Genomic DNA, 25268 nt, shown 5'->3' with positions numbered 1-25268 from the left:
CCTACCTCCTAACCGGCCGGAAGTCCGATAATAGCACTATCTGGTCCAATTTCTTTGTAATCTCTCCGGTATCCCAGTCTAACGTGTTTTTTACTCGGAATTCCACGTCCTGCTCGTAAGTCTGGCCGGGAGTGAGGCCAAATTTATTCGAGCCCGGGAAAGTTATTAACAGGATTCCACGAATTCCGTAGTGGCCAAGTGCTGTTTCATAAACCAGCCGCGGGTCAGTAAGCCATTGCAGGTCGGCATCCCGGTATTCCTTAAGGGAAGACAGCACATTGAATCCATACCTGGTGGCCCCAATGTTTACCACGTGACCGTCCGGCGTTACAGTTCTCTCCCGGATCTCGCCGCTAAAGACTTTCTCCAGCGTAAAATTCTTTACTACCAGTTCAGCGTTCCTTCGCAAACGTTCATCAGTCCACATTTGCTGGAAAGATTTATACAACTCATCTGGTTCGGTAGATTGCTCAGGGTTAATCCGGTCAAACACCGCATAGCTTTGCAGCCGCTTAATATCGGCCTCGTCCAGGACCCCGTCCCCTACTTTACTCATTGCCTCCAAAACTGCGGTAATATCGGGCTCCGGCTCGCCTTCCGGCCAACAAATTACCGCCTGGGTTTCGGCGTCCCACTTCACCTGGTAGCCTAAGCCCTCGGCCACGTAACGGGCAGGCAGGAAGGTCCGGCCGGACTTCAATTGCGGAGCCACGTCTATGGCCTTCGCCGTGCCGTTCACTACCACTTGCTTACGGCCCACCACCAGCTCTACCGTGCGGTCTCCTTTCTTAAGGGAGGCCTTCTGGGTCGCGCCGTCCCAGTCTACGTCATCTTCTTTGACCCCCAGCGCGTAGCCTAGGTACCTCACCGGCACAAAGGTCCGGCCGTCGTCAATGTAAGGAGCTACGTCCATACTTACTCCAGGGGTCTGGCCGTTAATAAAGTATTGCTTTACACCGATCACAAAAACTACACTCTTGACCAGCTCACCGTCCTCATACACATCCACCTGGGTGTCGGATGCACCGCAGGCTACAAATGGCACCATGAGAAGCATGACGGTGGCTAGAAGAACAGAGATGAGTTTTTTGAGCATGAGAATCCCTCCTGAAGATGGGTATAAAAATAGCGGGCAGCACCCGCCTTGAGGTTCGGTTTATCTTTGCATCAGGGTGAGGATTACACCGGCAAACCCGACGATTAAGGTGATTACGGAGCCTATAGCCCAGAATCTGATGGTATCTAACTTTACATCTAACCGGTCTATCTCTCCGGTAAATTTCTGGTCAAGTCTTTCAATCCGCTCAGACAATTTGAGGTCTACTTCTTTGATCTCTCTCGACAACTTCTCGTCCAATCTATCTATCCTCTGGAGCAGGAAGAAAAACTCAGGAGATGCCAGCCTGTTCGGCGGGTCACCAGTAGCCGCAGTTTCCTTCAATACTTCCTCCGGCACGGCGCTCACCTGCCTTCACCTCCATTCTAACCAAAGGTTGCCAGGTTATCAAGCTTCTTTCAGTTTCTTCGCCCTTAGAGAGGTTATGCCGCACCAGTAGTCCGACGGTTTGATGCCCCATTTCCTGCAGGCCAGCCGCTTTGCCTGGGTGGAGCTCTTGGCCTCTACCACAACTTCCTGGCCGCCAGGTCCCGCACCTCGTACATAGCCATTGTGGATACCCCCTTCCTTTCTTGGCCTCCGGCCTTTGGCCTTCCGGCCTTGAGGGCAAAACACAGCCGCCCGGGCGGGCGGCAAGGGCGGCCCGCAGGGCCGGGCCGAGGAATAGCGGACCGAGCGAAGCGAGGGAGCATATGCCGCAGGCCCTTGCCCTTGCCAGCCCCGGCCCGGGGCGGCAGTACAATAAAGCGGCAGCCGGAATGCCAGGGGGTAAAATCAAGGCAGCAGGTACGCTTTAGCGCTCCTGCTGCCCACCGTTGTTACCTTGAAAAGGCCGCCGTTGCGTCAGGCCGTTTACCGTTAAAACGTTGCGGCGACCTCAACTCTCTTTGCCTTGGATTTCGTATTTCAGTTTTGATATCTCGTAAATAATTCCGATACGAAAATCAAACAAAGTATCCAACACCTGGTTATTATGGCTGTTATACCAATATAAGCCATCCGTATATACATGATCAAAAAGCCTACTCACATTGCATTCTTCAGCGATAATATATCCTTTTTTATATACAACCCCGGAGGCAATAGAATGGTTTCCATTATATATGTAACATATGTTTACAGGAGAAAAATAATATGCCTTATGGTTCGACTCGTCGAATTCAAATTTACGCATAAAAATGTTTTTAATATTGTCCCTCATTCTTCTCCTATTCCACGGGAGGACTAAAACGCAATCTCTTGCCAAATCAACCCTTATTAATCTCTTTTCCCCAGGCGGGAACAATTTGTGTTCACGAGCGAATTCATCGTAAAAACAAAATGGGAACGGAAGCTTCATGCTCTTTTCAAAGTTTTCCTGACTATAAAAAATAGTGCTCAGCAAGTCGTTTTTGAGATCCTCCTTGATAACGTCCAGCATGAAATCCAGAATAATTATCTGTTCTTCTTTTTGGGTTTCCTCTTCCATTACCTGTCTGGCAAATTCCATGGCATATCTAAATTCATGAACCGCGTTTATTTTACTTATAAGCCACTTTTTTAATCCTTCCCTTTTCAAAAATTTAGTAAATCTGATTTTCCGCCACCTCCGTTTCTAGCAATTTGAGCACGTTAAAATAAATCCTCCCTTGAAGAAGCGGCTCATAATATAGTAAGGAAACCAATTCGTTACATGCTCTTAAATAATTTTGCTCCATAAGGGCCTTTTTGGCTCTGACAAGGTAAGGAATATATGATATATGCAGGATGTCTCTTCTCGTATATTCTTTAGCAGGCCTGTATTTTTTTAATTCCCGGTAAAAATCGGATAACGCTTTCCTGGCCTTCAGGTTTTCTTCTTCTCCAGCACACCACCAGTTGTCATAAGGCTTTAAGATAGAATAAAGTTTCTCGTTCACTTTCGCACCTCCATTATAATAAATTCACTGGCCTGCGGGTAGTTCCAGAACCAGCACATCGGCCGCGACCCTAGCAGCAGCATTTAGTGCATGGGCAACATCATCCTGGGCTGTAGCAGTGCGCTCAAGGACTAGCTGGTACCCAGCGGAGGCTACAGCTTTTCTTACAGCCTCCAGTGTTTCAGAAGTACATATAACTGCGCAAAGCATTTATAATGCCCTCCTCTCATGCTCTAAGAATCTCCGGAGCACACTTAAAACCTTCTCAACACTATACCCTTGGCCCAGGGCCACAGATCCGGCCAGCAGGGCGAGCTGCGGGCTTACCCTCTGGTGCTGGCTGTGTTTCCCGCCGAAAAGTATTTCCACCACGAGGAGAATGGGGTGTGCCTTCAGGGCCGCATACTCCCTTATGGGGAGCTTCAGGGCGGGGTTACCGGGATCGGACAGGGCCAGGGCCTGCCTGGCAGCGTTGGCCTGCTTTAAGGCGATTTCCGCCGCCTGGCTGTAGCCGGCGTAAAGCTGTACTGCCTCTTCATACTGGCGTGCGTCGTTCATGAATTTTCACACCGCCTTTCATTGAAAATAGATTACAGGGTTCACCGGCTGGTGGTGGACCCTAACCTCAAAGTGCAAGTGTGGCCCAGTGGATTTTCCTGTTGAGCCTACATACCCGATAACCTCACCGGCCTGGACCACCTGGCCCCTTTTGACTGCAATCCCGGCGAGGTGGGCGTATATTGTCTCCACCCCTCCCTCGTGCTGGAGGAACACCGCCAGGCCGTAGTTGCCTGCTCGCCCGGCGTGGGGTCGCCTGGCTCACGGGCGGGAGCCAAGACGATTATTCTGACATGCGGCCTGGCTATACAGTAGCACCGGGCGGCGGCCACCAGGTCCGGGCCCGGAGCGGCATCTATATCAAGAACCAAGACGTCGGCCGCCACCCTAGCGGCAGACTGGAAGGCATTATGAATACTAAAAGAATCCATAGTCCCGGCCTGATCAAATACCACTTCGCCGTGTCCTATGGCGGCTTTTCTCACCTGCTCCGCCCTGGCCGGGGTAACCAATAGGGCGTAAATCATAAGCGCCCACCTCTTCCCAAGGTTTTTCCACCAATTTCTTATCCTACGTCAAGTACACAGCCACCAAGGAATTCTCCTCACCTATCAGCGGTCAACTCTCGAGCGTTGCCACTAGATCCACCTCTACCACAGGGCTTTTTGCCTTTTCTCCCAAAAACTGGAGTGCCTGGCGTCTCCCCCACGCCGCCGTTCCAGCCGGCCGGACCTCCTGCAGTTGCCAGGGCGTACCCCGCAGGGTTTCACGAAACAAGTCTTCCGGCCTACATTTTATCGGAGCAGACGGGAGGACCCCGAAACGGACCACCAGCCGTGCACCCGGCGCGCAGGCCTTAGCCACATTGGTCCATACCTGCCTTAACCCCTGGACGAAACTGTCGAGCGCGGCGGTAGCTAACTGTCCCTGATAGCCGTACTGGACTTCTGGATTACCGCCGGTGAACCAGTGCCGCAGCCACTGGTCGGGCACATAAGTCCTCATGCCAAAATAGGGAGGCGAAGTCACTACCCAGGTGTAGGGCCCGCCGAGCTCAAGGAGGTCGAACTGCCTGCTGTCGGCCAGGGCCACGCGGCCTTGCGTTGGCGGTGGCAGGCCTTCCAGATAGCAGGGCGCTTTGCGGGCCACTAGGTCCAAGACGCTCACCCTCGGCGGGCTACACAGCCCCTTCTTCCTCCAGAACCGCACAGCATACCCCGGCTTGGGGGCAAAAGTGCGGGGCATCTGGTTGGACAGGTAAGAAGGAGCACCCTTCCTCAAAGGGCCGTGGAGGCGGCCGAGGATGATGAGGCGCAAGAGGCGGCGGGTGTCGCTGTCCTCGCCGTATATGAGGGCCTCTCTCAGTCGGCATACCTCTTCCAGGGTCTCACGGTGGTAGGCCAGTTCCCAGAACTCTCCTTCCGGCACGTCCACAGGAGCAGACCGGGAGCTGAGGATCTGCCCGCAGGCTTTCACCACCTGTTCGGGGGAAGCTCCGGCCAGCACGGCGTCGGAAATGGCTGCCGCTACGGGGCTTACATCCACCCCCGAGGCGGGGAGACCTAAAAGCCTCGCTGCGTACAGGGTCGTCCCCCGCCCGCAGAAAGGGTCCAGGACCCACTCCCCGGGTCGGGCGTTCTTCAGGTGCTCCAAGGGAAAGTCTATGGGAAACATAGTATAGTAAGGGCAGGCCTGGATGAGCACTTCATTCTCCTCCCCTCACTTGAAGTAGTCAGTGGGGTTGACGGGCTGCTGGTGGACTCTGACCTCAAAGTGCAGGTGCGGCCCGGTGGACTTCCCTGTAGACCCGACGTAGCCGATAACCTCACCGGCCTGGACCACCTGGCCCCTTTTAACTGCAATTCGCGAGAGGTGGGCATAGATGGTCTCCATCCCTCCCTCGTGCTGGATGAATACGGCCAGGCCGTAGTTACCCGCCCTGCCTGCGTGGGCCACAATACCGGGGGCAGCAGCCACCACCGGCGTGCCCTGGGGAGCGCCGATATCTATTCCCGTATGGAAGCCGTCAATGTCCTCCACGGGGTCAATACGGGGGCCGAAGCCAGATGTTACGCTGTAGACACCCGGCACGGGCCACTTCAGGCTCTTCTCCACTGGCGTCCAATCTGGCGGCACTCCAGGGCCCACATCCAGGAGGAAGGACAGGTCTACAGTGAGGATGTTCCTCACCTTTTCCTTCTGCACTTCGGTAAATCCTAAATCATTAAGGACCTCACCGAGGTCCCTCAACCTGTAGGTTGGGTAGGTCTCTCAGGTGGGCGGGTCGCCGCCGGTGCAGTGGGTGCAGGTGCCCTTTCTCTCTATGAACATCCTGGCGAGCTCCCTGGCCCTGGCCGGGGTGGCCTTCCGGAAGTCCTGGTTTAGTCTTACGGCCTCAATAGCAAGTAAAGGCTGCCAGTCCACGGTAACGCCGGGGTCGCAGGGCGATTTCGTGCTCTCGCTCACCTCTTTGGCCGCGTCAACGTATATCTTGGCCTGGGAGGGGGTAACTATAGGGACTCGCTCCCAGATGACAATTGGCCCTGCAAAGAGCAGGGCTAGAAGAGCAACAGGGAGAATGAGTATTATCACGGCCCAGAGGAGCACTTTCTCCGGCTCCGGCAGAAGGGCCCCAGCTATTTTAGCTATTGGGGTAGCCACTACTGGCCACCTCCGGTTAAATAGGGCATCTCATAAGGCGCAGCTTCAATCTTTACATGCACCCTCTGGGTCCCGGCAACGAGGAGGCCTTCGCCACGCTTGGCTGTAGCGAGCAGATCTCGCTCAGCTTCACTAAGGTTCATCAAGTGCGAGATGGCTTCCAGGTCCTTCTCGCCCTGGGCCAAAAGGAGCTTGTAGGTGGGGTTATCGAGGAGGGCCTGGCCGTGGCGCTGCACTTCTGGGGCGAGGAAGTCTATCACGTTCTGGGTTATGACCACCAAGCCGCCCATGTATTTGCGGATCCTCTTGCTGGTATCTCTCAAGAAAGCCAAAGCCTGGGGCGTCTGGGGGTCCACCAGTAGCCAGGCCTCATCCACCACCAACAGGGTCCTCTCCTGCCTATCCCTCTCTATGAGGTCCCAGGCGAAAGAGAGCACATTAAAGTATTGCGCCCGGCGTACGGAGTCGTCGGCATTTTGCAAATCGTGCACATCGAGCACGATTAAATCATTATCGGCGCTGGCTGTGGTTGGCCCGGCCCATAAGGAAGCGTCCGCGCCCAGGGCTGCCCGTTTAAGTAGCACCGCCAGCCTGGAATAGGTCTCGGGTTGCTTATCCGCCTGCTCGGCTATATAAGCGTGGAGCTCCCTCACGGTGGGCCATTTCTCTGCCGGTATAGAATCAGGGTCCGTCTCCCAGGTGATACCTGCTTGGCGGTACACCTCCACCAAGGCATCCTCCAGGACCGCCTTCTCCAGGTCGGTAAGGTCCCGGAGGTAAAGGGAGAAGAAGGTGCGGAGGGTCTGGAGGTGCAAAGCCAGGGGCCCCTGGCCGGACCTCGCGTCGCCTTCTTGCTCCTCATCCAGGGGAACGGGCCTCACCTGCAGGGGGTTAATCCTTCCCGTGCCGCCGGCGCAGTTTATCCAGCCCCCGCCCAAGAGGCGGCACATCTCCCGGTACTCCCGCTCGGGGTCGATTATTATCACTTTGGAACCCTGGGCCAGGTTACGCAGGGCTAAGAGCTTCACAGCGAAGGACTTGCCTGCGCCGGGTTTGGCCAGGACCGTCCAGTTGGAGTTTGTGCGGTCGCCTCCCCTTCTCCATATGTCCACCAGGACGAGGCCGCCGTCCCTGTCTCTCCCTAGTACCACTCCGCTGCCGTCGTTTATGCCGCTGGCCGTGAAGGGGAAGGAGGCGGCCACCGTCTCGGCAGGCATGTTCCTGGCCCCGGCTTCTTCGGTATCCTTGGGAAGGATTGCCCAGGGCCCTGCGGCTTTAAGGCCTTCTTCCTGGCGGAAGGTGGCGGTCCTGGCCCGCATCCCTGCTGCGGCCAGAGTGGCCTCTACCTGCCGGGTCCTGCGCTCCAGAGTCTCCTGGTCAGGAGCCAGCACCAGGAGCACTACTGTAACGTAGAACACCTGCTGCTGCTCCTGGTCTATCTTCCTGAGGAGCTCCTGGGCGTCCTTTAAAGCCTGCTCCGTCCTCTGCATGACCAGGGCGTTGCCGCCTAATTCCAGCCTGGACGCGTACTCGCCTATGGCCTTGTTTATGCTCAGGATTAACTCGGTAGGGTCGGTGGGTGTTACATGCACCGAGCAGAGCACTCCAGGTATGGCGGCCGCGCGGGCCAACCAGGCAGGGCCCACCCTGGGAGGATAATTCGTGACCACCAGGACCCTGGCAAGCTGGTCGCCGAAGGTAAACTGCCTGGCCCCGAACTCCAGGGCCTGGGGGGATAAAATATCGAGCAGGCCGGAAAGGGCAGGAGCTTTAGCCGCTGTCTTGGTGTTCAAGCTGGCAAACCTCCTTTGGGATTGTCCTAAAAAATTGCCTTGGTATCGCATATATGCTATACTGGAAGCATGGAATGGGCAGTCCTTTATTACCAGGAAGGAAACCGTAACCCGGCAAAGGATTTTATAGACAGCCTGCCAGCCAAGACCAAAGCCAAAGTGTTGCGCAACCTGCTCCTCTTGTCTGAATTTGGCCTTGACCTCGGCTGGCCGCTTATAAGCAATGTGGACCGCAACATCTGGGAACTCAGGACGGTTCACCAGGGCAACCAGTACCGCCTGCTTTTCAGCCTGGTGCCCGAAAAGACCTTCCTGGTGCTTCATGGGTTTCAGAAAAAGAGCGCCAGACTCCCTGAACGGGAACTGGAAATCGCCCGCAAGCGCCTCAAGCGCTATTTGCAGTCTCGGGAAGGAGGAAAATAGATGGACGATCTCCGGCGGCACATTGAAGAAAGCCTGGCCGACCCTGAATTCCGCTCCGCCTGGCAAGAAACAGAACTTGAGTACCAGGTGGCCCGGCAAATAGTAGCCCTACGCCTTAAGAGGGGGCTCTCTCAAAAGGAACTGGCCCGGCGCGTGGGGACCACTCAATCCACCATAGCGCGTATAGAGAATGGCAGCCATAATTTAAGTCTGCGCACCATAAGCAGGTTGGCTAAGGCTTTGGGGGCTAGCGTCCGCTTGGATCTGCAGCCTCATGATGGGTCACAATAAATCCTCAATTGACTGCGTAACAAAGTGTTAGAGGGCCCTGATATGGCCAAAAGAACCTTAAAACTTCTGGGAAAACACTGCTTCGGTTAAAGCAGGCAAAAGTCCTCAAGGAGTGTCAAGGGATATTTACCATTGACAAATACCCTGAATTTCGGGACCGTGAAAGCATCATTTCTTGGGTAAGAAATCTGCGCCGGGAAGCAGAGGAAAGGCTGGCTAGGTTCTCGAAAGCTTAAAGGTAAGCCTTCTTTCAGGGGGGTTTTCCTGGATATTACCGCTCTGATTTATTTTTTATGGAGAAATAAGCAAAATATCGTACTGTTAGAGTTCTTACAGATAAGACTTCCTTAGCCGCTGGCCATATAACTGGAGCAGGCGTATTTTTAACGACCAGGGAAAAAGGCGTGCCTGCAGTGCAGAGTGGTTTTTGTTCTGCGCTTGAATTTTATCTAGAGCACAGTGAAACCACTGATAGTATACTTATGCCCGCGAGAGAATTCCCCTCTATACTGGCTTCTCATAGCAGACGTAGCCGTCTAAAACGGAGTGGTCGCCGTGACGGCAAATAAAAGGCTCCACTCTATGGCACTATTTTCTGGTAGCCCAGAAACGAAAATGAAAGAGAACGTCCCTAGATCGAAATTACTCGAGAAAGGATCGTGTTAATAAATCAAGAACTCGGGCTCCTGGGACTAGGCTTATCGCGGTGTACTTGTGCGCAAGGGCTATGGGAACGATAGCATTTTCGTAAAGATCGCACTCAAACTCATGAATAAGTTTTATAGCCAGTGGTAAGCGGACATAAAGGGAAATATCTGTTTTGCGTTTAACGAAATCATTACTATCTTTTGAGCTAAATGGATAGGGAAGAGAAAAGACAAATGTACGCCCCGAAGGTGTCCGGTAGATAAAATCCTGGCCGTAATATGTTTCATAACCGAAACCCTGATGAGCCGGATTCCGCTCTGGCACTATATGGGTATAACGGTAATCATCATCTATCGCAAATATACATCCTTGAGGAATAAACTTTTCAATCAGTTTAATGTGGTCGGCTATTATTCCACTCTTTTGTAGTCCTATAATTAGTACCGGAGGAAGACCAAATTCGGATAGACGTTCATTTATTTCGGCTAAGAACTGCATAATAACACGGCTTAGCCAAGCTGAGGGACCGAAAATGGCTAGAGGACCATCAACAAAAAATACAGTTTCAGAAAGAGCGCGGGGGGAATGCCTAAAAACATTATAAATGTAATGCATAACGAGCAGGTGCTCTATAACTTGCATGAAACGCGAAAGGGCAGTTCCGTTAGGTTGATAATCGGTTACTGTCTCCCATATACGAAGTACGTCTGAAGGATATACTTCTTCGTTGCAGTTAGGGCAGTGCTGGCTATTTGGAATGTCGTACACGGAGATATCAGGTGCCTCACAAGTTGGGCATTTATGAAGCTTTATTTCTCCAGGCTCTTGATTTGGCCTATAGGCTGCCAGCTTGAATAGAGTTGCCCGTATACTTGTAGAAGGATCATTCGGATTTAGCCTATATTTAGTGTAGAGTTGTGTATCCAACGCCGCGCGGAAACCATCTCTGACGTTCTTCCCTTTATATTTCACGTTAGAACTAGGAAATGTATAAGCCAACGATTCTGCTTCATTTTGTAGTTTTGCTACCTTGAAGGGATTTACAAATTTACCTTCAATTAGGTCATTGTAGTGAGCAAGCTTTATCAAAGTACACCCAATTTTTACATATCCCACTCTAATACTCGGGAATTTATCCTCTATATGTGATTCATAATAACTACCATCGACAGCAATAACTTGAGTCGGAAGGCTTTCAGCTTCTTCAATTGTTTTAAACCTTTGGGTTATCATTTTACCTTCTGTAGGTGAGGGAGGTGTAAGCGGTTTACACTCAGCAAGAAATTCTCTTACGTCGGGATTGTTTATAAAATCATAATGCGTAGTTTTATTGGCCCGCTCATTTACGTAAGGCATTATCATTACCCCCCCTTGAAGGCTCAAACTTATCAATCTGTACTGGGACTACATAGGGGCTAGATAAAGTCTTCACCCGAGCAAAGCCAACATCCTGAGCACGGAGTATGGATAGAGAAAAATCCTCGAAATCGTAGAACCTCCCCAGCTTTTTTATCTCGTCCATATTATTGAGATGGGAAACGAACCAGTTTTCGGTGTTAGATAAAATGTTTGGATGAACACTTGAAACCTCCTGGGTTGCATAAACCAGAGCGATTTTATATTTAGCGCCTTCTTTCGCAATACGTGGCCATGTAGTATCAAGGTCTACATCTTTGCCGATGAGATTATGCGCCTCTTCGATATAAAAGACGATATTTGGGGGCTGGTTTCCTGAAATGAATTCTTTCATAGACGCCTCGAAAATGTATCGAGCTATACGCTCGCCCATTCGTTCCTTCAGGACTGGGTCACCTACAGATAGGTCCAGAATTACGATCTTCCCTTGAACAAGATGATCATATATCTCCTGTGGTAGCTCCTGGGTACGTTGAGGGGAATGGTACTCAAGAGCTGGTTGTATCACCCGGTAACCTTTAATATATTGACCTTTCTCATTTCGTTGGTTTATAAGATTTATCATATCCTTAACTTCAGGGTCTAACCAGGGCTTACCGCTACGACTCTTTAAAGACTCTTCCTGATCTGCTAACATGGCGCCTTGAAACCACAATACAGCCTGTTCAAGAGTCATAGGGGCTTGGTTAGAAGAAGGAACAGGACTGTGAGGGTTTAATTTTTTTAAGACTTCCATAACCTTTTCATGCACCTCTTGACTCCTAGTAAAGTTAACCCGGAAGTTCCGTGGCGGAGTAAATCCGGCTTTGTATAGAAGCGCTCGGTAACAGGCCACTCTAACTTGCCAACGATTATGTTCACTATAATCATTGGGATCAGGCTCTTCTAGGTTCATACGTAAAAAATTGGATAGATATCCTAGGTCATCAGCATTGGGAATGGTTTCGTAAATGAGTCGCCGTATAATCTCGTAGCCTTCAGTAAGCTGAGAATAAAAGTTGGTGAGCATAATCTCGAACCCAGAAGTGGGGATTAAACGGTAACGAACCGTCTCCGACGGATAAACGTCGGCTATGGCTCCCCTGTCCTGTCTATTGGCATTAGCATATTCACCATTAAGATCATAAATAATTTGGCCGATTTTTATATTATTACGGTCTGCCACACGTTTAACCATGGAGACCAGATGCTTCACTGTATTCGATTTCCCTGTACGAGTCATACCAAGTACAGCAGTTCTCCTGGCCAGAAAGTCGGCCGGGTATATATAAACTGGTACTTTCTCGTCATCATCCGCTCGGTGAAGGCGATCTGTGGAAGTGTACCTAACGGTTCCAATCTTAATGGGTTCTACTGTTGCATCAGCAGGAAGACCAAGGGTCTGAAATTCTTCTTGTTGCCGGGCCTTCTGAATAGGATCGATATAATTTACTATAGTAGATAAGGCTTCCCGGCGTGGACGGTATACACTAAGCCGCGCTGAAGAATAAAAAGACTCAATATCGCTGCCCAACCTCAACATGCCATTCTGGTTGAAAAAGGTACCAAGAATTTTACATTTAAGGCCTCCAAACTGGAGCTGATTCTGAGTAATATAATCATACCCTTCCACAACGTTAATGGGATTTGAACTTTGCTGGCGCTGGAAATGATCGATTTTGGCTCTTACCATTTCATCATCATGGGGTAAAGCACAAGAACCCACCACGCGCAAAAGAATAACTTCCTGATCTTCCGGTGGTGCAAGGTGGAAATTATCGGGGTCGAAGGCCGCCGCAACCAAAAAGCAATTATGTGGTACTCCCAAAGCCTGCGCTTTCCACATATCATTAGTCATTACGTAGGCCTCTGTGTAGTCAATACGATAGACCCACCCAACAAAAGTAGCGTCGGACACTAACTTTACGAGAGGGTCTGAAGACAGCAGTTGTCCAAAGTTACTTGCCAAGGATACCAGCCTCCTCTGCAATTTTTTTGATATCATAATTAGCTACCAATATCTCCCTATTGCGGGTACGCTTTTTATGCGAAGCATCTGGCATTCCAGCGGGGAATGAAAGAGAAATTACATTAAATTCCTTATACATCTCCCTGATTTCTGGCAAATCATAGCTAGAAAGAATAAATTTCGCCTTTAAATTTCTGAGAACCTCAACTAGTTCCTTGTGTTCAGCAAGAGCCCGCATATTGTAACGATAGTTGCATGGATTGTTGGGGTATGGAGGATCAAAGTACATAAGAACTCTACTCTTGCCTTCCTTATCGTATCTTGCCACCAACTCACGCCAGTCCAGGTTTTCAATAATAACGCCTTGTAGCCTTCGGTATGCCGGCATAATACGCTCTTCAAGGTTCCGTAAGGCACCGATTAAGCGATTTCCTTTCCCTCCATCATCGACACTAACCTGGAATCGCGGTAAGTGTAGCTCCCCTCCCCATGAAGCCATAAGTAGGTAGAAGAAACGATGCGCCCTTTCAACCTCTCCCATATTGTCGGGATGACAACTAAGAAGACGATAAAATTCTTCTCTGCTGACCAGGTCCCATTTGAAAGCATCTATTAGCTCTTGGGGACGATATTTAACGACCCGGAAGAAGTTAACAAGTTCTCCGTCTATATCATTAAAAACCTCAATACTACTTGGAGGTTTGGCAAATAACACCCAACCAGCGCCGCCAAATACTTCAACATAGCAGTCATGGGGTGGCATAAGGGACGCAATCTTCCGGCAAATTTTAGACTTCCCTCCTACCCATTTGAGGGGACTTCTTATAGGTTTGTAATCCATATTTATAGTTTCCTGCGCAAAAAAGGCTTCTTCTTGATATAGTAAAGCATTATTATGCCTCATTTTATCACCTTTCTTAACAATAGTGTTGTTATATCTAAAGTGGACTCCCTTACTACATCGGGTATAACCTTAGAAAGTCAACACATGAAACGCAACCCAGCTACTTAAACAGCTTAAACCAGTCCAGCCCCAGTTCTATATACACTCTCTGTCTCAAAAGCAAGTGAGGGTCCTCAATTCTATCTTTTTCTGGGTCCTGCTCATCAGATGATAAGAAACTAACCTCTATGCCGCGGCCGCTCAATATAAGCTTAGTCTTCATGTCTTCTCTTATGCCGCCTCCGGCAAAAACAATTATTGTAGGTATAGGGCAGGCCAGGCAATCTTCCAGGGCATAACTCAACTTTTGATATGCGGTCCCCGAACTCTCCTGAAGCTTGGCTTCTATGCCCATGTACCTGCCGCCGTGACGTAACACAATATCCAGTACCCGTGGCGTACCTACAAACCTGTAGCCCACAGGTTTTTCCTTCAAAACCTCAATGTCCTCGCCCCAAGAGTTTATATACCTAATGATGGCATCCCGAAAACGAGCATCTCTAGGTGGCATTAACGTCAGCCGTCCTCACCGGTAATTTCTAATAACTAGTTCTGTTATTGGTCCTCTCCGGTCAGGCCTGCAGTTTATGGCCCGCCTGGCGTAGACCACCCGGATATCGTATCCCGAATAAAGCTCACGTATGAAGGGCGTATCCGAATTGCTCAGCATCACCAGACAGCCACTTCTGTCCAGTTCCCGGAATACGACCGCCAATCTCTTCTGGTCCTCCGGCCCGAAAGCGTCCGGAGTGTAGCCCGTAAAGTTGGCCGTATCGGATAAGGGGTAATAGGGAGGGTCGAAATATACAAAGGCACCAGGCCGGGCGAACTCCAGCACGCGGCTAAAGTCGTCGCAGATTATCTGGGCATGTTTCAAAGCCTCGGCTACCGCCCGGAGGTTGGGCTCGTCTACAATCTTGGGATTCTTATATCTCCCAAAGGGCACGTTATGCTTACCCTGGCTGTTTACCCTCCACAGCCCATTATAAGCCGTCTTGTTGAGATAAAGGAACCGGGAGGCCCTCTCCACGGGCGAAAGCTCCTCGGGATCTAAGGCGCGGACGGAGTAGTAATATTCCCGCGTGTTCTTGTGCTTTCTGAGGTCCCTTAGCAGTTCCTCCAGGTTGTCTCGCACCACCAGGTAAAAGTTGATAAGCTCCTCGTTGCTATCGATAAGGATAGCCTGGTGGGGCAGCAGGTGGAAAAATACCGCCCCGCCCCCCACGAAGGGTTCTATGTAAAGGTTGTATTCCTTCTTAGGAAACAGTGGCTCAAGTTGAGGTATAAGTTGAGCCTTACCCCCTGCCCACTTTACAGGAGGCTTGGGCCTTAGTGCCTGAAGCGATAATGAAGAAGATTGATCTAACACCGGTTATCACCTCCCGGGTTAGCCTCTAGCAAAATATTCGCTTCCAGGAGACAAATTCCTTCTTACACCGCTCCCAACAGGGGTGGCAGGTGGAGCCCCGCCAATGCAGGGGGCCGCTCGAAGGCCGCCTGGACCGGGTGCAAAAAGACAAAGAGCAAATCGATGATCTCCTGCTCCTCGCATATCTTTACCTTTAATCCTGAGCGTTCAAGGTTGGAAGCCAGTTCGTGGGCCTTCTGCACAATTTCCTCCCGGTCCTTCCCGGGAAGCAGGATGTAGTACCTCCTCTCCATGGCCTCCCCGCTGGCTACCAGAGTCCCCACATACCGGATGTACTCCTGGAGGAGCCTCTTCCTGGCGGGACTAACCGTTTCCCTCGCTTTCTCCTGTAACTCCCTTAAGTAGGCGTCGAGGTCCACCGGCCTGCCCAGGGAGAAAATCTGGAAGGGCTCCTTCAGGCCGTTTATGGCCTCGAAGACGGCAGTGATGATGCGCTTCTTCTCGGTTTTACTTTTTAGCGAAAGGTTGAATGGCTCCACCTTTAGCACTGCCGCCACCTGGCCGTCCTTCCTCACCAGGACTCCCCCGGCAATGTCCCTGAAGGGCAGCCAGTCCTGGACGGCCTTCCTGGCCTCTTCCTGGCTTGCCTGCTTTTTCTTGGAGGCCTCCTTTTTACCTGGAAATTTGAGCAGCACAGTATCAACCTCCCCTGGTAATGTAGAGGTATCGCTTCTGGCTCTTTATCCAGCCGCGCCAGAGCTTTATGAGGGTGTAGAGGCTCTGGCCGTCGGGTCCCGGCCTGGTGACAAAGTAGGCCAGGCCGGGAGGGACAGCGAAGAGCACAATGCGGAAAAAAGAATGGGTAAAGAGGCCTGCTAAAAGGTACAGCAGAAACCCTACTATAGCTCCTCCCACCACGCTCATGAGCTCGAACCAGCCGAAGCCAGGGAAGAACTCAAACCTGGCCTTGACGTTCCTGGGTATGAGGTACACCCTTCTCCTGCCCCCTTAAACTCTCGTAAACATCCTTCGCATAATGTACCAGGTGCCCGCGGTCTGGGCCGTGTGCCCGATAGCAGCGCCAAGGCCGGAATGATAGGCAAACTGGCGCAGGACCGCCGGGGTCTTGAAGGCCACCCAGAGCCAGCCGATAAGAAGGAAAAGCTTTAAAATATCTGCGCCGAAGGTTATGGTCATCACCGTGGCCAGGAACCCCTTGATTAGAAAGACTTGCACGGCCTGGGAGGCTGAGAGCACCACGAGTTCCCTCCACCATACCGCCGCCACTCCCTCATCGGCGCGGGTCAGGCCCACGGCCATGACCGGGCCGACAGCCGCCAGGAGGGCCACCTCCACCGAGCGTATGCCCATCTGGATAAGGATCAAAGCCCAGATAAGGATGGCGATCAGGGAGGTAATTATTATCAGGAAGGGCGCCGTGGCAGTAAAAGTTATGATGGTATCCAGGGGCGACGATGGCTGCCCTACAGAACCCAGGTGCGCCACACCGTCGGCCAGGGCGGAGCCCCAGAGATAAACGTTTTTCACCGTCCAGGGACCGGTCCCTATGGCCGCCGCGGCAAAGGCGGTACGCTTTAGGAGGCCTCCGGGGTCGGCCCCGGGGTCGCCGCCGAGGTAGAGCACATAGGAGCGCGTGGCCTCCACACCCACCTTCAGGGCCAAGAGGCTCCCGGCCAAGGCCTGAACCAGCCTTATGGCGTTCTGCACGTAAACCGAATCGAGGATCTGCGTGGCCAGGGCCATCTCGTTTCCGGCGAACTGGGCAAAGGTGGTAAGGGCATTTTCAAAAATCGTGGACAGGAATTTGTTTATAGCTTCGATTATCAGGTTAGCTATTATCTCCACAGGTTTCCCCCTCCCTCCTAAAGGGGGCAGGCCCGGAAGAGCCGGGCCTGCCGTAAAAGGATATTCCCAAAGGATTATTGAAAGTAGGAGAGGAAGGCCTTGGTGATGCCCACGGCGCTTTCCCCGATGGCACCGCCGATCAAGACATTCCTCATAGCCCGGTTATGGGCGGCGGCCGTGGCCGGGTCGCTGTCGCTCATCTGCTTCATGAGGGCGTGATACCCGATGGCTGCCCCCGACGCCGCGGGGATAATACCCAAGAGCCAGGTAGTAGCATCATTGAGGAGGTTCAAAGCCCCCTGCACGAACTGGGGCTGGCCTTCAGGCGCCGCCAGGGCGGCCCGGGCGAAGGTGAGTAGAATAACAGGCACATAAGGCGTGGCCTTTTTCAAAAGGGCGGTAATCATTTTCAGCATAACTTGCATTCCTCCTTTTGAGCCTCAGGTATCAGAGGTCGGATAAAACAGGTGTTGATGTTCGCCCGGGTTTTCCGGCTTCTTTCTCGCCGCCCGCCTTCCCGGGCACCCACACAGGCGGGGTCTCCCTCACCCCCTCCCTCGGTTGGGCATCCGGATCAGGTGTGAAGTCGCCTGCCCCTGGCCAGGAGGATAAGTCCACCAGCGGCAGCCTGGCCGGGTTCTGGCCCGTCTGCAATACTAAAGCCTCACCCCGCGGCCACCGGAAGATTTCATCCGGCAACAGCAGCGGCCTGCCGGTTAAAGCTTCGGTTGTCCCCTGGCTGTGGTCCGCATATCTCACCTGGGAAGAGTAGCTCTCGGTGGCCACCGTATACCGTCCGGTTTTGGCACTTATAACTTCGGCCGTTTTCTCGTCGGCAGTGGAGAGATATACCCAGGTGGCGCAGTTGGCTGTTATAGTCTGGGAGGCCTCTTTGTACCTGGCCTTAATCTGGGCCAAATCCTGGACGGCCAGGAGAAAACGCATCCCCCGGCCGGCCGCCACGGTAAGCTTCCGGTCGAAGGCCGGTATGGCCGGGAGGTTGCCGAACTCGTCCAGGAGGAAGTTCACCCTTGCCGGCAGCCGGCCGCCGTTCCCCTTGGCTTCCCCGGTCAGGGCCAGGTAGGCCTGGGAAAGGTACAGGGCCGCCAGCACGTCGCGGGTCTCCCTTTCGTCGGGGATGACGATAAACACTGCTGCTTTTGTTTTTCCCGCCAGAGCCATATCGTGGTCCTGGACTGCGGTGAGGTAAATTACTTCCGGGTCCGCCCAGAGTCTCAGCTGGGCCGCCGTTCCGGTGAATATAGAACTCCTGAGCCTGTCTTCGGAAAGAGCGGCCACCCCGTAGGCTGCCCGCGCGGGGTGGTCCTGGAGCAGGCGCCGGAAGTACCCGTCGAGCTCGTCGCCACCGCCTGCGCCGAGCTCCGAAAGCATCCTGTAGGCGCTGGCCAGGTGTTTGGCCCCTTGGGGGGCCTGGTCCGCCACCGCCAGGGCTAGGGCCGCAGTCAGGCTCTCCTGGGCCTGGGGCCAGATGGGGTCTCCATAATGGGGGTACTGGTGGGTTATTATGTGCGCTATGTCCCAGGCGGCCTGGCTGGCCCATACCATGTCGCGGCACTCGAAGGCCTCCACTACAGGCAGGAGCGGGTTCCACCTGTTCCCCCTAAGGGGCTGGCGGAGGTCGATTAAGATTACCTGGTAGCCCTGGCGCTTCAAGTATCCGCTGGCCATGTGGTAGAGCTCTCCCTTGGGGTCGGTAATTATCATGCTCTCTCCGGTCTGGCCGAGGACCCAGATGGTAGGCAAGATTATGCGCCTGGACTTACCACTGCGGGTAGCCCCTATCACCAGGCAGTGGGTATCGCCGCCGTCCAGCCAGGCGGTGAAGGATCTGTCGTTTCCGGCGCCAACAACAAAGCCCCCAACCGGGGGCCTGTCGGGATACCGCCATTCAGTAAGGGTCTTGGCAATCTCTCTCTTCGTCCTCCACCTGGCCGTGCCGAACTGTCCCCGGCCAGCCGCCTCGGGGCCTCCCAGGTCTTTCGGCTTGCCCCTTAATCCCCTCGGTGGCCACAGGATGGCAAGTACCGCGGCCCCCACTGCCGGCTGGAGCCAGAGCCAGGCGGTCCGGGTCTGGGTATCCCCTATGAGTATTGTGGGACCTGCCAAGGGACGGGCCAATAACTCCTTTTTCCAGGCCTCCAAGCCGGGCTTGAGACCGTAGACCTTGAGGTTCAGGGGTAGAGTAAGAAGCCGGGGTACCAGCAGTAGGTCCACCAGCAGGAGGAACAATAGTATTATATGGCGGGGTCTAATCTTCATGCCCTTTCTCTAGCCTCCTCTCTTCCCCTGCGCCTACGTCTTTCCAGCTCCATTTCCGCTAGGAGTAAGGCCTGGGCCTCAGCCCGGGTGCGTTCCCGCTCCAATGCTCTCCAGGCGGCCTTCCAGACGGTGTGGGCTACCCTCACCTGCCCGTGGTGGGCCTGCCCGGGCTCAAGCTTTTCCTCGCGTTGCAGGTGGTTTATAACGGCTGCTCCCTTTAGCACTTCCTGGGCTATGCGGTCGCGGAGGTCTTCGTAGGCCTTACGGGCGGCCTCTTCTAAGGCCTCTGGCTTCATAGTATAGTGGCTGGCGATCTGCCTAGCTAAGTCCTGGTAACGCATTGCGGACTGGAGGAAACCGGGCTGCCGGAGTATCCAGTCGGCTACTTCCCGGGCCTGGGTTTTAACTTCCTGGGGCATGTAGGCCAGGGCTATCCTGCCGCGGCCGGGCATTCGAGAAGCCAGGTCTTGCAGTTTTTCTGCCAGTTCTTCCTCCTTCGCGGTCTGCAAGACGGGCAGCATTTTGGGGACCGAACCGGACAAAGCTTGGGCCTCCAGCCGGGCCGTTTTTACCTCGCGCATGAACTCTGTTACCTTGGTTATGTCGCTACCCACCAGTTCCCTAAGTGCGTCCCTGATGGCCGTCTTTTCGGCAGTCAAGCGGTCCTTTTCCTCGCGGAAAGCCTCCCTGGCAAAAGATCGGAAAACTCCTTTTCTTTCCCCAGGTTCAAGGTAGCCCTGCCTCCTGGCGGAACCATGTTCTTCCTCCCAGATAACCACATGGCAGTGGGGATGGCCCTCTTTACGGTGGAAGGCAGCCACCCACCGGGCATGGTCCGGATCAAGGTGCATTTCCTTGATGGCGTTATTAACCCCGTTCTCAATGGCAGCCTGCCACTTTTCCCGCTCCACCAGGCCCAGGCGTTCCGCGTCGTCCTGCCGCAAGGAAACTATCACCCGCCAGACGGGAAGGTTATGCCTGGCCAGTTTCCTTCCCACCTCCTGCCAGTTGGGAACCGGCTCTCCTTGGGGCCCGAAAAGGCCGGAACTGCCTGGGCGTTCTGCCGCATATTTAACATGGCCGGCAGCAGTACCACCTGCAATGGGGTAATCATCATCCCCGACCCGCAGGGACCCGGCATCGCCCCGGTCGGCTTCGGGCTTGGTGGCAATATACCTTATGTGATTGTAGTTGTGGGCCATTTTCCCGGTACCAGGCTGGTAGTACGCCACATTGACAATAACCACGCTGCTGGCCATTAATTATTCCGCTCCTCCGCCTTCCTCGGGCAAGCGTAAGTATTCAACTGCCTTCTTCCTGGCCAAGTGATAGAGATTGACGGCATCATGCTTTCCCAGGTCGGAAAGTACCTGGACATTAAGATACATAGCAGTTGCCCCGGCCATGGTGGATTTGACCAGCAGTTTGGCCAGCCGGTCCACGTCGGGCTTGATAGCCCGCCTTATCGCCCGGTCCAAGGCATCACGGCCTTCGATGGCTGCTCCTTCGGCGAGGGCTTGCTTTAAGATATCCCTTACCAGTACGGCGACAGAAATTCCTTTTCGGCTAGCTTCTGCCCTTAACTTTGCATCGAGGTCATTGTCTATACCTAAATGGAGATATTTGGGAAAACGTCCTGTCTTAGGCACCCCTACTACACCCCCTACATGAAAAAAGATAGACATTGGTAAGTGAAAAATAATAATGCCCTACCACTTGCCCAAAAAGTCAGCAACAAGCCCTACATAATGCCCTACCGCGGAAATTATAGAGACTGCCAGGCTCTGCCTGGCATGTGGGAGGGCGCCCCCCGGGGCGCTTAACCTGCCTTCAGAAAGGAGCGCCACGCTACGGCCGATGCTGGCGCGCTCCTTCCGTCCAGTTTGCCTGGTCCCTGGAATCAGGAAGGCCTGCGCTGGCAGGCCTTCCTTTGACAACTGAATACAAAAACGCCCGGCTGCTGTTTCCGCCAGGCGTTTCCTTGTTGCTATCCTTGTGCCTTTTCTTCCCCTGGTAACCTTAAAGGGATGCTTCGGCTATATAACACGTTCGGGTCTAGATCTGCACCATTGGGCCACGTTACTGTCCCAGCCTCATGGTCCACCTTTACCTGCTTAAAATAACTTGGGTCTTTTAAAGGTTCAAATACTGGTCCTTTCAGGAACTGGCGTATGTCAATAATTTTATATTCGCCAGTATCAAACTCAATGATAAGGTAGTAGTCTTTAACTGGATAAGCACTTCTAATTTCCCGTAGCACTACTGTTCACCACCCTTCTGGAGGTTTTACTTGCTGTAATACCTCACCAACTTCTGCCCTTTGCCAATTTTGCATCAAAGCCGCGGACTCCTGCCTTACCCACATTTTTGCTACCCTCTGGACACGCCGGGGAATGGTTCCGGCCAGCAGCCTCCCATCTGGTATTGCAAGTGCTGCCCGAAAACCTTTACCTATGATATGAACATGCGGCGGAGCATGGTCGTGGTAAAACATATAGACTTTGCAGCCGAGAAATTCGCAAATCGTTGGCAATATAACTCCTCCACAGTTATAGCTTCTTTAGCGCGTTCCATCCTGTATAGGATTAAGTGTTTAATTTCTTCTTTCACAGAACTATCCCCTCACGTTTTACGTTCTGGGTGAAAGGCATGGCCTGGTATAGAGGGGAATTCCACTCCTGTTCGCTAAAAACCGCTATAGATAAAGCTGCTCCTGTCTCTAACTCCAGCGGATAAAGTTTCTCGCGAATCGCATCTTCCAGATGCCAATTAGCGGGTTCTTTCGTTAGGATTAGTACATTATAGTCCGAATCTGGTTCGGCATCACCACGAGCCCTGGAGCCATATAGTATTACTGTCGCACCTGGAACAACTTCGCAAATAAGATCACGGCAGCGTTCTAATAAGCGTTGTTCCTCATCGCCTGGGTACTGGCGAATGACTCGGTAGCTTGTCGGGTTGCTCTTGTCCTCAACGGCCACGTTAGTAATCACCCCTGCCACTATTATACACTATGGCCACAACTGCAACCAGTATTTTCAAATTTAACGTCATGTCGTTAAATTATTTTTAATTCCAGCTTGGCCACCAAAGCATCGTCTATGCCTTTTTCCTCCTTAGACCTGGCTTCCCAAACCGCCTCACGGACTGTTATGTCCATTTTGCTCAATTCTGCTGCCAGCATTCTTTTGGCGGTGGCCACCGCCTTGTTGCTCTTCTGGTCCATATCGTAGGCTATGACCACCTCTTTTACTGCCAGCTCCCGGACCACGTGAACCGCCGGCTTCCAAGAGGTAGCACCAGGGACTCCTACGACTATAGCTCCTAGATAGACCGCGGCAATATCGGCTTTAAGGGGTCCCTCAGTGATCCATACCCGCCTGTCCGTTAATTCCGTTGGACGAGCCACATGGGCGGGAGTACCACAGGAGCAACCGCCCTTGTTTACGTGGCCACTGAAAAACTTGTATTTGCCGTCAGAGGTCTCGTCCATCCTGCGTTGTAGAGCCTGGATCCGGCCCTGGCTGTCCCGGATGGGGATGAAATATCCTGGACAAGGGTCAAAGGTCCAGTAATACCCGCCATGTTGACTCTTAGCCAAGTAGAACCCAGGGATTCCTTCCAGGTTATGGCCATTATTTATAAGCCTCCTACATATTACCCAGGGAGGTTCATGTTCCGGTATGGATTTGTAACCAATTCTTTTGATCTCCTTATCGTCTAGGCCCCGCCTGTGCAGGTCCTCCTGGTGGCGGGGATAAAGGTATAAAAGGCGTAAGAAACTCCGGTATACCCGGTCCCGTACCTCTATGGGAGCCAGCTCTGCGCTTGCTACGGGTATTATCTCTTCCCCATTTCTCTCAAGAGTAACCCTGCCCGGTTCCAGCCAGTGGAGGTGGGCTATCTGGCCATTGCTTAGGATAACATGCTTAAACGCTCCTTCGCTAATTCTCATGCAGCTGCAGATATAGTTGTTGAAACCACACCAGTCCGGCTTGCCACAGACAGGGCAAGGGTGATATCTCGAGGCCTTTATGAACCGCTCGTAATCCCGCCTGGCCACCAGCATCTTCACAGCCTCCTTCTTTTTTGGCCTTCGGCCTTTGGCCTTCCGGCCTTGAGGGGAAAATACAGCCGCCCGGGCGGGCGGCAAGGGCGGCCCGCAGGGCCGGGCCGAGGAATAGCGGACCGAGCGAAGCGAGGGAGCATATGCCGTAGGCCCTTGCCCTTGCCGGCCCCGGCCCAGGGCGGCAGTAAAATAGAGAGGCAGCCGGAAGGCCAGAGATCTCAAAATGAAGGAGATTACCTGCCTTCATCTCACAGTAACTTTTCGAATTTTAACTTTGCTCCTATAGCTGCATCCCGGCGTGGCCGTCCCCTTCTAGTCCACTTTCCCTTTGAAGTTTTTCCTACGAAATTCCAGCCGGCAGCACGGTATATAGTTCCTGTATGGCCCTGGCCAGGGTCAGCATAGGCAATTAATCGTCTAACCCATGGCATGTTTTGTTTTATCCACCTTGCCGCCAGGCCCAGTGAACGGCTCTCACTGTTCTTGGGGCAAGTATCTAATAGTGCCACCCTGGTTAATTCTAGGGTTCCTACCTGGTCTTCTAACCTGGCAATTGGACGGCCGAAGATGAGCACCCCCAAGAGATGTTCTTGATTGAATACACCGAGGCATATCTTGCTCCCCGGTGGCGCATAGCCCAAATAATGGTGTAGCTCTATAAAATGTTTGGCAGTGCGCCATGGTATTGGTCGGATGTGCAGAGCTCGAGCTGAAGGCGGGCGCGGATTAGAGTTACAAAAGCACATCTGGCCCGACCAGTCTGTTTCGACTCTCATGATCTCACCTCCTAAATCAGCCCAAAGGCGTCGTAATAAAGAGGCAACCGGAAGACCAGGGGCTTTTAATAAAAGCAGCAGGAGGGCGAAAGCCTTCCTGCTGCTTACCACTGCATGAAAAGGCCGCCGCGACGCTGGCCTGTAAAGGCCAAGGCGTGGCGGCGGCATAAAGCTTGCTGGCTAGACCAGCCTGTACAGATCCCTGTACTTGTCATCTTTAGCTGAATCAATCTTAGGGGGCTTCGAGCGAGTAGGTACTCTTTTTTGTTTAGGCGCCGCCAGGTGTTGGTAATCCTCCCGGCAGGCTTCAATAATCCAGCCAGGGACATTCGTTTTATCGTTCCCCTGCGTAACCATTGCAATCTTGCTCAAGACATAATCGAGGGGATAGCTAGCCAGCTCTTCCAATACCTTTTCTGGCAAAAACTGACCTGTAGCCTGTAGGAATGCTTTCTGGATTTCTTCGGTCAGGGAAATCTGTTCACATGGTTGTTCTTCATTACTATTCCCTGGAGGGGAAACTGGTTCCTGCCCAGCTTCGCCGGGGACTATTCCCGTGGTTTTGCCGGTGGCGGGGCTATATACAACAACAACATTATTAACTGAGTCTTCTTCATCTGAGTCTTCTTCTTTCACACGTGCGTGTGAATCAAGAATCACACTAGCTTGTGAATCCGGATTCACACTCCCTTGTGAATCCGGATTCACACTAGCTTGTGAATCCTTGAGTTCCAAGGCTTTGGAGGGATCATGGATATAGTATATATTGGGGCGGTTAAGCCCCTGCCGTTTCCAGGAAATCAGCCCAAAATCACGCAACTCTTTAAGATATTTTTCTACCGTATTGACATGCCACCCCGCGACCTTCGCTATACGTTCCTGCCCGGGCCAGCACTCATTTTCTTGCCAGGCAAAGGATAAAAGAATACAATAAAGCCACCGTGCCTGTACAGAAAGCCGTGCATCGTATAATACGGCATTGGGGGCGGCAGTAAAACCCTGCTTCAGAGAAGGGCTATCGATTATAAGGGTTTTTTGCATCAACCCTCGCCTCCGGTCAATCAAAATGGCATTTCAAATCGGGTAGGAGGGGGCGGCTAACCCCCGCCCCCCCACACCACCGTACGTACCGTTGGGTATACGGCGGTTCATAAGGCACTACGAAGTTCTAAGTACCGTTCGACTAAGCTCGTCAGCCCTTGGTCTCGCCAG

Annotated in this window: 33 protein-coding genes; 2 read left to right on the top strand and 31 right to left on the bottom strand. The window is 52.8% G+C overall.

Annotated features, from left to right (window positions below; genetic code table 11):
* Position 1: 1 nt before the first annotated feature.
* The 13 genes from AC1BI1_RS12560 to AC1BI1_RS12500 form a co-directional block, all read right to left on the bottom strand.
* On the bottom strand, positions 2–1096 hold the full coding sequence (locus AC1BI1_RS12560) for a copper amine oxidase N-terminal domain-containing protein (RefSeq protein WP_476717646.1): 1095 nt from the start codon (positions 1094–1096) through the stop codon (positions 2–4).
* Between the two features lie 60 nt (positions 1097–1156).
* Positions 1157–1465 carry a hypothetical protein gene (locus AC1BI1_RS12555; protein ID WP_476717645.1) on the bottom strand — a complete coding sequence of 103 codons (309 nt, stop codon included), beginning with the start codon at positions 1463–1465 and terminating at the stop codon, positions 1157–1159.
* Positions 1466–1504: 39 nt separating this feature from the next.
* Positions 1505–1753, bottom strand: a complete 249-nt coding sequence (locus AC1BI1_RS12550) for a hypothetical protein (protein ID WP_476717644.1) — start codon at positions 1751–1753, stop codon at positions 1505–1507.
* A 241-nt stretch (positions 1754–1994) separates the two neighbouring features.
* Positions 1995–2675 (bottom strand): DUF6710 family protein, encoded by a 681-nt coding sequence (locus AC1BI1_RS12545; protein WP_476717643.1) that lies wholly within the window; start codon positions 2673–2675, stop codon positions 1995–1997.
* 4 nt (positions 2676–2679) lie between these two features.
* A complete protein-coding gene (locus tag AC1BI1_RS12540) occupies positions 2680–3015 on the bottom strand; it encodes a hypothetical protein (RefSeq protein WP_476717642.1) in 336 nt (111 codons plus the stop codon).
* Between the two features lie 24 nt (positions 3016–3039).
* Positions 3040–3225 (bottom strand): hypothetical protein, encoded by a 186-nt coding sequence (locus AC1BI1_RS12535; protein WP_476717641.1) that lies wholly within the window; start codon positions 3223–3225, stop codon positions 3040–3042.
* Entirely contained in the window at positions 3226–3573 is a 348-nt protein-coding gene (locus AC1BI1_RS12530) for a hypothetical protein (RefSeq protein WP_476717640.1), read from the bottom strand.
* An 18-nt stretch (positions 3574–3591) separates the two neighbouring features.
* Positions 3592–3765 carry a M23 family metallopeptidase gene (locus AC1BI1_RS12525; protein ID WP_476717639.1) on the bottom strand — a complete coding sequence of 58 codons (174 nt, stop codon included), beginning with the start codon at positions 3763–3765 and terminating at the stop codon, positions 3592–3594.
* Complete coding sequence (locus AC1BI1_RS12520; protein WP_476717660.1) at positions 3681–4100, bottom strand: hypothetical protein; 420 nt, start codon at positions 4098–4100, stop codon at positions 3681–3683. Before AC1BI1_RS12520 ends, AC1BI1_RS12525 begins: the two co-directional genes overlap by 85 nt.
* A gap of 91 nt (positions 4101–4191) precedes the next feature.
* Positions 4192–5277, bottom strand: coding sequence for a hypothetical protein (locus AC1BI1_RS12515; protein ID WP_476717638.1), 1086 nt, complete (start codon positions 5275–5277; stop codon positions 4192–4194).
* A gap of 15 nt (positions 5278–5292) precedes the next feature.
* The gene (locus AC1BI1_RS12510) at positions 5293–5778 is read right to left on the bottom strand and encodes a M23 family metallopeptidase (protein WP_476717637.1); all 486 of its coding nucleotides are present in this window, start codon (positions 5776–5778) and stop codon (positions 5293–5295) included.
* 66 nt (positions 5779–5844) lie between these two features.
* Positions 5845–6234 (bottom strand): hypothetical protein, encoded by a 390-nt coding sequence (locus AC1BI1_RS12505; protein ID WP_476717636.1) that lies wholly within the window; start codon positions 6232–6234, stop codon positions 5845–5847.
* The gene (locus tag AC1BI1_RS12500; protein ID WP_476717635.1) at positions 6234–8027 is read right to left on the bottom strand and encodes a VirB4 family type IV secretion system protein; all 1794 of its coding nucleotides are present in this window, start codon (positions 8025–8027) and stop codon (positions 6234–6236) included. The genes AC1BI1_RS12505 and AC1BI1_RS12500 overlap by 1 nt, the downstream gene beginning before the upstream one ends.
* 69 nt (positions 8028–8096) lie before the next feature.
* On the opposite strand from AC1BI1_RS12500, the gene AC1BI1_RS12495 reads away from it, so the two are divergent.
* Positions 8097–8450 carry a type II toxin-antitoxin system RelE/ParE family toxin gene (locus AC1BI1_RS12495; RefSeq protein ID WP_476717634.1) on the top strand — a complete coding sequence of 118 codons (354 nt, stop codon included), beginning with the start codon at positions 8097–8099 and terminating at the stop codon, positions 8448–8450.
* Positions 8451–8741, top strand: a complete 291-nt coding sequence (locus AC1BI1_RS12490) for a helix-turn-helix transcriptional regulator (RefSeq protein WP_476717633.1) — start codon at positions 8451–8453, stop codon at positions 8739–8741. It begins immediately after the preceding gene.
* Positions 8742–9383: 642 nt separating this feature from the next.
* On the opposite strand, the gene AC1BI1_RS12485 is transcribed toward AC1BI1_RS12490, so the two are convergent.
* The 18 genes from AC1BI1_RS12485 to AC1BI1_RS12400 form a co-directional block, all read right to left on the bottom strand.
* Complete coding sequence (locus tag AC1BI1_RS12485; protein ID WP_476717632.1) at positions 9384–10745, bottom strand: DNA double-strand break repair nuclease NurA; 1362 nt, start codon at positions 10743–10745, stop codon at positions 9384–9386.
* The gene (locus AC1BI1_RS12480; RefSeq protein WP_476717631.1) at positions 10729–12753 is read right to left on the bottom strand and encodes an ATP-binding protein; all 2025 of its coding nucleotides are present in this window, start codon (positions 12751–12753) and stop codon (positions 10729–10731) included. Before AC1BI1_RS12480 ends, AC1BI1_RS12485 begins: the two co-directional genes overlap by 17 nt.
* Complete coding sequence (locus AC1BI1_RS12475) at positions 12743–13594, bottom strand: DNA adenine methylase (protein ID WP_476717630.1); 852 nt, start codon at positions 13592–13594, stop codon at positions 12743–12745. The genes AC1BI1_RS12480 and AC1BI1_RS12475 overlap by 11 nt, the downstream gene beginning before the upstream one ends.
* 163 nt (positions 13595–13757) lie before the next feature.
* Positions 13758–14207 (bottom strand): PD-(D/E)XK nuclease superfamily protein, encoded by a 450-nt coding sequence (locus AC1BI1_RS12470; protein ID WP_476717629.1) that lies wholly within the window; start codon positions 14205–14207, stop codon positions 13758–13760.
* Between the two features lie 15 nt (positions 14208–14222).
* Positions 14223–15065 (bottom strand): DNA adenine methylase, encoded by an 843-nt coding sequence (locus AC1BI1_RS12465; RefSeq protein ID WP_476717628.1) that lies wholly within the window; start codon positions 15063–15065, stop codon positions 14223–14225.
* 62 nt (positions 15066–15127) lie between these two features.
* On the bottom strand, positions 15128–15760 hold the full coding sequence (locus AC1BI1_RS12460; RefSeq protein WP_476717627.1) for a TraC-like domain-containing protein: 633 nt from the start codon (positions 15758–15760) through the stop codon (positions 15128–15130).
* Positions 15761–15764: 4 nt separating this feature from the next.
* A complete protein-coding gene (locus tag AC1BI1_RS12455) occupies positions 15765–16058 on the bottom strand; it encodes a PrgI family mobile element protein (RefSeq protein WP_476717626.1) in 294 nt (97 codons plus the stop codon).
* Between the two features lie 15 nt (positions 16059–16073).
* Positions 16074–16931 carry a conjugal transfer protein TrbL family protein gene (locus AC1BI1_RS12450; protein WP_476717625.1) on the bottom strand — a complete coding sequence of 286 codons (858 nt, stop codon included), beginning with the start codon at positions 16929–16931 and terminating at the stop codon, positions 16074–16076.
* Between the two features lie 74 nt (positions 16932–17005).
* Positions 17006–17347 (bottom strand): hypothetical protein, encoded by a 342-nt coding sequence (locus AC1BI1_RS12445; protein ID WP_476717624.1) that lies wholly within the window; start codon positions 17345–17347, stop codon positions 17006–17008.
* Positions 17348–17378: 31 nt separating this feature from the next.
* Complete coding sequence (locus tag AC1BI1_RS12440) at positions 17379–19205, bottom strand: VirD4-like conjugal transfer protein, CD1115 family (RefSeq protein WP_476717658.1); 1827 nt, start codon at positions 19203–19205, stop codon at positions 17379–17381.
* 2 nt (positions 19206–19207) lie between these two features.
* Entirely contained in the window at positions 19208–20470 is a 1263-nt protein-coding gene (gene mobP3 / locus AC1BI1_RS12435) for a MobP3 family relaxase (protein WP_476717623.1), read from the bottom strand.
* Positions 20471–20473: 3 nt separating this feature from the next.
* A complete protein-coding gene (locus tag AC1BI1_RS12430) occupies positions 20474–20860 on the bottom strand; it encodes a hypothetical protein (RefSeq protein ID WP_476717622.1) in 387 nt (128 codons plus the stop codon).
* 338 nt (positions 20861–21198) lie between these two features.
* Positions 21199–21471: a DUF2442 domain-containing protein gene (locus AC1BI1_RS12425; RefSeq protein WP_476717621.1), complete on the bottom strand. Its 273-nt coding sequence runs from the start codon at positions 21469–21471 to the stop codon at positions 21199–21201.
* Positions 21472–21477: 6 nt separating this feature from the next.
* Positions 21478–21744 carry a DUF4160 domain-containing protein gene (locus AC1BI1_RS12420; protein WP_476717620.1) on the bottom strand — a complete coding sequence of 89 codons (267 nt, stop codon included), beginning with the start codon at positions 21742–21744 and terminating at the stop codon, positions 21478–21480.
* Between the two features lie 73 nt (positions 21745–21817).
* Positions 21818–22204 (bottom strand): nucleotidyltransferase domain-containing protein, encoded by a 387-nt coding sequence (locus AC1BI1_RS12415; RefSeq protein WP_476717619.1) that lies wholly within the window; start codon positions 22202–22204, stop codon positions 21818–21820.
* 65 nt (positions 22205–22269) lie between these two features.
* Positions 22270–23280 (bottom strand): DUF3854 domain-containing protein, encoded by a 1011-nt coding sequence (locus AC1BI1_RS12410; protein WP_476717618.1) that lies wholly within the window; start codon positions 23278–23280, stop codon positions 22270–22272.
* Positions 23281–23528: 248 nt separating this feature from the next.
* Complete coding sequence (locus tag AC1BI1_RS12405) at positions 23529–24056, bottom strand: XF1762 family protein (RefSeq protein ID WP_476717617.1); 528 nt, start codon at positions 24054–24056, stop codon at positions 23529–23531.
* 180 nt (positions 24057–24236) lie between these two features.
* A complete protein-coding gene (locus AC1BI1_RS12400; protein WP_476717616.1) occupies positions 24237–25097 on the bottom strand; it encodes a helix-turn-helix domain-containing protein in 861 nt (286 codons plus the stop codon).
* Positions 25098–25268 lie beyond the last annotated feature (171 nt).

The organism is Thermanaeromonas sp. DSM 22490 (assembly GCF_056378755.1).
Note: the sequence above shows the minus strand (reverse complement) of the source record. Positions and strands in the feature narration are given on the sequence as shown.

Bases quoted from the DNA above. Each gene is read 5' to 3' on its own strand.
- AC1BI1_RS12470 (WP_476717629.1), bottom strand. From the start codon at position 14,207: ATGCCACCTAGAGATGCTCGTTTTCGGGATGCCATCATTAGGTATATA.
- AC1BI1_RS12485 (WP_476717632.1), bottom strand. From the start codon at position 10,745: ATGCCTTACGTAAATGAGCGGGCCAATAAAACTACGCATTATGATTTT.
- mobP3 (WP_476717623.1), bottom strand. From the start codon at position 20,470: ATGGCCAGCAGCGTGGTTATTGTCAATGTGGCGTACTACCAGCCTGGT.
- AC1BI1_RS12535 (WP_476717641.1), bottom strand. From the start codon at position 3,225: ATGCTTTGCGCAGTTATATGTACTTCTGAAACACTGGAGGCTGTAAGA.
- AC1BI1_RS12445 (WP_476717624.1), bottom strand. From the start codon at position 17,347: ATGCTGAAAATGATTACCGCCCTTTTGAAAAAGGCCACGCCTTATGTG.
- AC1BI1_RS12410 (WP_476717618.1), bottom strand. From the start codon at position 23,280: ATGCTGGTGGCCAGGCGGGATTACGAGCGGTTCATAAAGGCCTCGAGA.
- AC1BI1_RS12475 (WP_476717630.1), bottom strand. From the start codon at position 13,594: ATGGATTACAAACCTATAAGAAGTCCCCTCAAATGGGTAGGAGGGAAG.
- AC1BI1_RS12490 (WP_476717633.1), top strand. From the start codon at position 8,451: ATGGACGATCTCCGGCGGCACATTGAAGAAAGCCTGGCCGACCCTGAA.
- AC1BI1_RS12530 (WP_476717640.1), bottom strand. From the start codon at position 3,573: ATGAACGACGCACGCCAGTATGAAGAGGCAGTACAGCTTTACGCCGGC.
- AC1BI1_RS12400 (WP_476717616.1), bottom strand. From the start codon at position 25,097: ATGCAAAAAACCCTTATAATCGATAGCCCTTCTCTGAAGCAGGGTTTT.
- AC1BI1_RS12495 (WP_476717634.1), top strand. From the start codon at position 8,097: ATGGAATGGGCAGTCCTTTATTACCAGGAAGGAAACCGTAACCCGGCA.
- AC1BI1_RS12520 (WP_476717660.1), bottom strand. From the start codon at position 4,100: ATGATTTACGCCCTATTGGTTACCCCGGCCAGGGCGGAGCAGGTGAGA.
- AC1BI1_RS12560 (WP_476717646.1), bottom strand. From the start codon at position 1,096: ATGCTCAAAAAACTCATCTCTGTTCTTCTAGCCACCGTCATGCTTCTC.
- AC1BI1_RS12405 (WP_476717617.1), bottom strand. From the start codon at position 24,056: ATGAGAGTCGAAACAGACTGGTCGGGCCAGATGTGCTTTTGTAACTCT.